The following is a 5,819-nucleotide window of genomic DNA, read 5'->3' on the forward strand; positions in this document are numbered from 1 at the left end:
AGCCGGAAGTCACGGCCAAGGTGTCACGCGTGAAGGATGTGCGCATCTACGAGGTAGGCATCAGCTACTACGGCCGCACCTACGCCGAAGGCAAGAAGATCGGCTGGCGCGACGGGTTCCGCGCCATCTACTGCATCATCAAATACGGACTGTTTGGGTAAGCCAACAGCTGCTTTAACCGCAAAAGCTCGCCATTTCAACGTGGAAAAGCTTTCGCGTTGACGCTACTTATTTAGCCGTTTTAGGACTGAACGCTTCAGCCCGTATATCATCAATGAAGACTCCCCCTCCACCTTCATTGAGCACATATATTTTGATTACGTCGTCGGGTTGCAAATCGGTAGGGAGGGGCGCGTCAAACCAGATTTGCCCCCACTTGCTGTTCACACTCAAGTTGTTTTGCAACCGCACGCCGTGCCATGAAACGGTTTTGCCACTGCGGGACACATCCATTACAAGCTTGCAATTCCAGGCGCCGGCATCAGAATATACCCAGCAGGAAGGGCGGACCCATTGCTCCGGATTCAGGCCCGCTTGGCCGGCTCTTAATTCTAGGGTTGTGCTGTATGACAAGGCCGGCTCGGTGCGGTACGACTGCTTACTATAGTATCCTCGCTCAGCACTAATCCCAGTCGCGGGTGAGACGGGTAATTCGTTGAAGTCTATATTGCCCACGACCCGCCGCTCATACTTCTCCTCAGACAAAGGCAGGCGCGTGTCTACGTCCAGCAAGGAATAGTCGGCCTGTGAGGGCATGGTTTTGTTGAATATCGCCATGTAGTAGTGGCGGTTCATCTCTTCGGGATGAATGATGGTGCGCATATACTGCCAGTGCTGAAACAGGTTCAGGTCCGTGAGCAGCACAATCAGCGCTCCTAGTGCAAGCGCTACAGCCGGCCGACGCCCAGAAGTGAATGTCCAAGCCAACAGCCCGGCTAGTGGCAAACTCAACACCGCGTACGACTGCACTAGCGCCCGTTGGCCAATGCTGCCGCCGTACCACCACACGTCCCAGGCAGACACCACCCACAAGTTCAGCAGGAAGAAAGCCAGTGCTGGTATACATAGTACCCGATTGTGACGCCATAGCACAACCAGACCCGCAATGGGCAAGGCCATTAGAGGCGTATAGAGAAGCCACCCTTTTTTGAAGCTAAACAGCACATCCCAGGTGTGAGGCTTCAGAAAGTTAAAACCTTGCTCTTGATAGCTATACACGATGAATGTGCCTGCGGCCCATTTCCAGTACAGCAATTGTGGCAGCATCCCTAAAAACAGGAACAGCCCCAGCAGTAGCACATCCGGCCAGCGACGGAGCAACAGCTGCAATTTGGCGCGGGCCGTGTCTATCGAACTTATTCCCCACAGCACCGGAACCACTATGGCAACCGCTTCTGAAGGCCGAGTGAGGATAAGAATGCCCAACGTGAGGCCAATAGCCGCCGCCAACATTCGGCGAGGCTTCTCGTGCCAGAGAATTGTAAGCCAGATTAGAAGTGCGTAGAGCGTGAAATCGTAAGTATGCGGCATAGCTGCATCGAACACCGCGTACTGGAAGTAATTGGTGCCCAGAACGATGAGTGCCAGAGTAAGAGCCGTTATGGCATCTGAGAAAAAACGCAGCAGCACGCGCCGCAACAAGCCAAGACCGAGCAATCCGTACAATAAGCTCCCAAAAGCAATAGCTATTTGGTACGGGGCCGAAAAACCATCTTGCGGGTAATTAAAGAAACTGGCAGCCCAATGACCTAGCCAAAAGAACGGCGTATACAGTAGAGCTAGGCCAATAGGATACTTCATTACTAGTGCTCCTTCCGGACCATTGGGCACCTGAAAAGCTTGGTAAAAGCTGGTTGTGGGTACGTATTCGCGCATAATATCGGGCACGAAAGCTAGTCTCGACAGATCGTGATAAATAAAGTGCCCGGGCAAGTAGAGATAGTAACCCATTACGTCCCAGGTCAAGATGGCCTGCACGTTGCGCGTATCCCAGTAAGGTGCCCACAACCGGGCCTGCACCATTAGCACGAACAAAATTAGAATGGTAAGCAGCGAGATGGGAAAACTACGCTTCATATAGCACGGCAAAACGAATGAAATACCCCAAGTGAGTTGAGGGAGGACTTCTATGAGTTCCTACAGGGTAGCAAAACTAGGCGACTATCTGCGTATTGTATGGCCTCTTCTGAGACTTTCTCTATTTGCGTGGACGAACAAGTATGGTATCGTGCTTGCCTGAAGCACCTTATACATTCTTAGAGCTTCCGAAACGGAGGCCAGCATATCTTTCACGCTGAGTTTCGCGCCGGGCTTTATAGCGAAAATCCTGCGTCTAACCTTGCGCTAACCCCTACAAGGCAAGCAAGGCGGAAGTCATAATTCCGCAACGCAATTACACTATATAAGCTCCAACGCTCGAAATGGAATATAAAATCAAAAACGTAGCGCCGTTACCTTATGCGCAGGACCTTTCCGGCGTCAGAACCAGATGCTAAACACCGTGGGTCCGCCGGGTTTGGACTCTAGGTTGAAGCGCAGATTGTGTTGCAATAGAATATCTCGAATCAGGGTGAGGCCGATGCCTTGGCCGTCGCGCTTGGTGCTGAAGAAGGGTGTGAACAGGCGGCGCTGCACCTCGGGCGGGATGCCGGGGCCGTCGTCTTCGATGTGCAGGGCGGGCGGGTTGAGGGTGGTGCGCAGGGTGAGGTTGCCGTTTTCGCCGATGGCTTCGAGGGCATTCTTGACGATGTTGAGCAGGGCTTGTTCCAGCTGCTGCGCGTCCAGTTCGGCACGCAGCGGCACGGGGGCCAAATGCCAGTGCCAGGCAATGTGGCGCCGCTCGGCCTGCACCTGCATCAGGCGCTGAATACCGCGCAGGAGCTCGTGTACGTCGGTGGGGCGGCGCTGCGGGGGCGGCAGGCGCACGAGGTTGGCGAAGTTGGCGATGAAGTTGGCCAGGTGCGTGTTGCGAGCAATGGACACGTCCAGCGCCTCCGTGAAATCGGGCTGGTCCGAGGGGCGCAGTTGGGGCGTGTAGTAGCCAAACGACTGCAAGATGGAGTTGATGGCGCCGATGGAGTTGTTGATTTCGTGCGACATCATCCGAATCAGCTTCTCGTAGGCCTGCTTTTCTTGCCGAATCAAGTCCTGCGTCAGCTCCTCCAGCACCACGAAGTTGCGGGAGAAGCCCCGATCCAGGAAGTGCGAGCAGTGGGCGCGGTAGGTTTGAATGCCCGAGAGCTGCACCACCTGCGGCTGTCCTTCGCGCAGCGTGCTCAGGGCCGCGCCCCACTCGCCCGGCAGTTCGGCGGGGCGGTGCGTGAGCAGCTTGGCCATCGGCAGGCCCAGGCACCGCTCGGCGGCGGGGTTCACAGCTTCAATCCGGCCCTCAAAATCGAGCAGCAGGATGCCGGCCGGCGAGGCCTGCACGAGCCGTTCCAGTAGAAAGCTTTTCTCATGCTGCGTCACGCGCTCCTGCCGCAGCTCGTCTATCATGTGGTTGTACACGTCGATGAGCTGGTCCATCTCGCGCTGGCCCACGGGCACGAACTTCATGGAGAAATCCTTGCTGCGAATAGCCTCCGTGCCCGCCGCAATCAACTGAAACGGCCGCACAAAACCGCGGTAGAGCTGTACTGTGAGCACGATGCTAATTACAAGCAGCACTTCCAGCCCCACAAATAATGCTGCGTTGGTGCGCAATACCTGCGCTGCTAGCGCAATGAGCACACCATGAATGATGACGACGAAGAGCAGGAATTTGGTACGGAGGGTCACTGGATGGGCGTAAGCTTGCGAACAGCAAAGCTAGAAGCTAGAAACTAGCTCCCCTCCTTTTTTCAAATTCCGCGCATCAAGCGGCGTAGGTGGCCGCAGGCCGGGGTGGTAAAACCGTTGAACGATTATTAGTTCTAGGTTTTTAGTTCTAGCCAACCACCCCGGCCTGCGGCCACCCCTCCTTGAAAAAAGGAGGGGAGCTAGTTTTCTAGCTTCTTTGCTACCCGCTACTCATCAAACGGAATAGCGTATTTCTCCAGGCGCCGATACAACGCGCCGCGGCTCAGGCCGAGGGCTTTGGCTACGCGGCTCACGTTGCCGGCGTAGTGCTCCATGGTCTTGCGAATCATCTGGGCTTCCAGCTCGTCGAGGGTCATGGTGCCGGGCTCGGGCAGTTCGCCGGCGGCGGGCTGCTTGGCAGGTGCTTTCTGGAATTGCGCTTGGAAATCTTCGGGGCCCAGTTCATCCTTACCGCTGACGAGCACGGCGCGCTCGACCAGGTTTTTCAGTTCCCGGATGTTGCCCGGCAGCGGCAGCTCGCGCAGCCAGTGCAACGCGCGGGTGCCTACTTTCAGGGCGGGGCGATTGTAGGTGGCGCGCAGCTGGTCTACAAAGTGCTGCACGAGCAACGGAATATCGTCGGCGCGCTCGCGCAGGGCGGGCAGGCGCACCGTGATTAAGTTGATGCGGTAGAACAAGTCTTCGCGGAAGCGACCCTGCTGCACCAGTTCAGCCAAATTGCGGTTGGTGGCGCAGATTACGCGGATGTCGAGGCGGCGGGGCTTGCTGTCGCCGAGCACTTCGTAGGTGCGGTCTTGCAGCACGCGCAGCAGCTTCACCTGGCTGCTCATATCCAGCTCCCCTATTTCATCGAGGAAGATGGTGCCGCCGTTGGCCAGCTCGAAGCGGCCCACGCGGTCGGCTTTGGCATCGGTGAAGGCACCGCGGCGGTGTCCGAACATCTCACTCTCAAACAGCGAAGCCGAAATGCCGCCCAGGTTCACCTTCACGAAAGGCTGCCGGCGGCGGTGGCTGTTCTGGTGCACGGCCTCGGCAATCAACTCCTTGCCGGTGCCGCTTTCGCCCTCAATCAGCACCGAGGCATCGGTGGCCGCTACCTGGCCCACGTTGCGCAGCAGGTGCAGCAGCCGCGCATCCTGCCCCACAATGTGCTGGAAATCGAACTGCTTGTCGAGCTGGCGGCGGCTTAGCTGGGCCTCGTCGGCGGCCGGGGCAGCCGACTGCTCGCTCAAACTCAGGATGGTGCGGATGGTTTGGAGCAGGGCGTCGTTGTTCCAAGGCTTGGTCACGAACTCGGCGGCGCCGGCCTTCATGCCTTCCACGGCCAGCGTAATGGAGCCCCAGCCAGTAATGAGGATGACGGGCACCTGCGGGGCCAGCTCTTTCACGCGGGCCAGCAGCGCCAATCCATCCTGCCCGGAGGTATCGAGCGAATAGTTCATGTCCATCAGCAGCAGCTCCGGTGGCGCGTTGCGCACCACGTCCAGCGCCGCTTCAGGCGTGGCTACGGCCTGCGTAGCGTACCCGGCTTGCTTGAGCAATAAGCTCAGCGAAGTCCGAACTGCCACGTCGTCGTCGATAATCAGAATCATAGTTCAGGGGCGAAGGACGGAAAGATAGGACAGGATGCCACGTGGGCCAGGGCTTTCGTTTATGCAGGACTTCCGCCCAGCAACGTGTGAGGAAGCCCCGGCGGGGCGGTATATCGGTAGTAGAACGGCGGTAATCAAGAAACAAGCCCCGGCGGGGCGACACGCTTTGACCACCTATGATTAGGTGTCGCCCCGCCAGGGCTTTAGGGTATTTACTCAACAGGTTACTACCGATATACCGCCCCGCCGGGGCTTCTTGCTACCCCACGTTGCGGCGTAGCCGCGTAGCGGTACCAGGTCTGTAGCCCCAGTTCGGGGAGTAGCGGGGGGGGGGGGGGGGGGGGGGGGGGGGGGGGGGGGGGGGGGGGTGGGGAGGAGGGGGGGGGGGGGGGGGGGGGGGGGGGGGGGGGGGGGGGGGGGGGGGGGGGG

General features: G+C 58.2%; 3 protein-coding genes and 1 pseudogene. 1 reads left to right on the top strand and 3 read right to left on the bottom strand.

Annotated elements, in window-relative coordinates; translation table 11 throughout:
* Nucleotides 1-161 (top strand): annotated as a pseudogene (locus ACYSMN_RS25320) (glycosyltransferase family 2 protein); the annotation flags it as partial.
* Nucleotides 162-228: 67 nt separating this feature from the next.
* Here the strand turns inward: ACYSMN_RS25320 and ACYSMN_RS25325 are convergent.
* The 3 genes from ACYSMN_RS25325 to ACYSMN_RS25335 form a co-directional block, all read right to left on the bottom strand.
* Complete coding sequence (locus ACYSMN_RS25325; RefSeq protein WP_488926727.1) at nucleotides 229-2,076, bottom strand: hypothetical protein; 1,848 nt, start codon at nucleotides 2,074-2,076, stop codon at nucleotides 229-231.
* Between the two features lie 402 nt (nucleotides 2,077-2,478).
* Nucleotides 2,479-3,777 (bottom strand): sensor histidine kinase, encoded by a 1,299-nt coding sequence (locus ACYSMN_RS25330; protein WP_488926728.1) that lies wholly within the window; start codon nucleotides 3,775-3,777, stop codon nucleotides 2,479-2,481.
* 227 nt (nucleotides 3,778-4,004) lie between these two features.
* A complete protein-coding gene (locus ACYSMN_RS25335; protein WP_488926729.1) occupies nucleotides 4,005-5,390 on the bottom strand; it encodes a sigma-54-dependent transcriptional regulator in 1,386 nt (461 codons plus the stop codon).
* Nucleotides 5,391-5,819: the final 429 nt, after the last annotated feature.

Source organism: Hymenobacter sp. M1-2 (assembly GCF_057808495.1).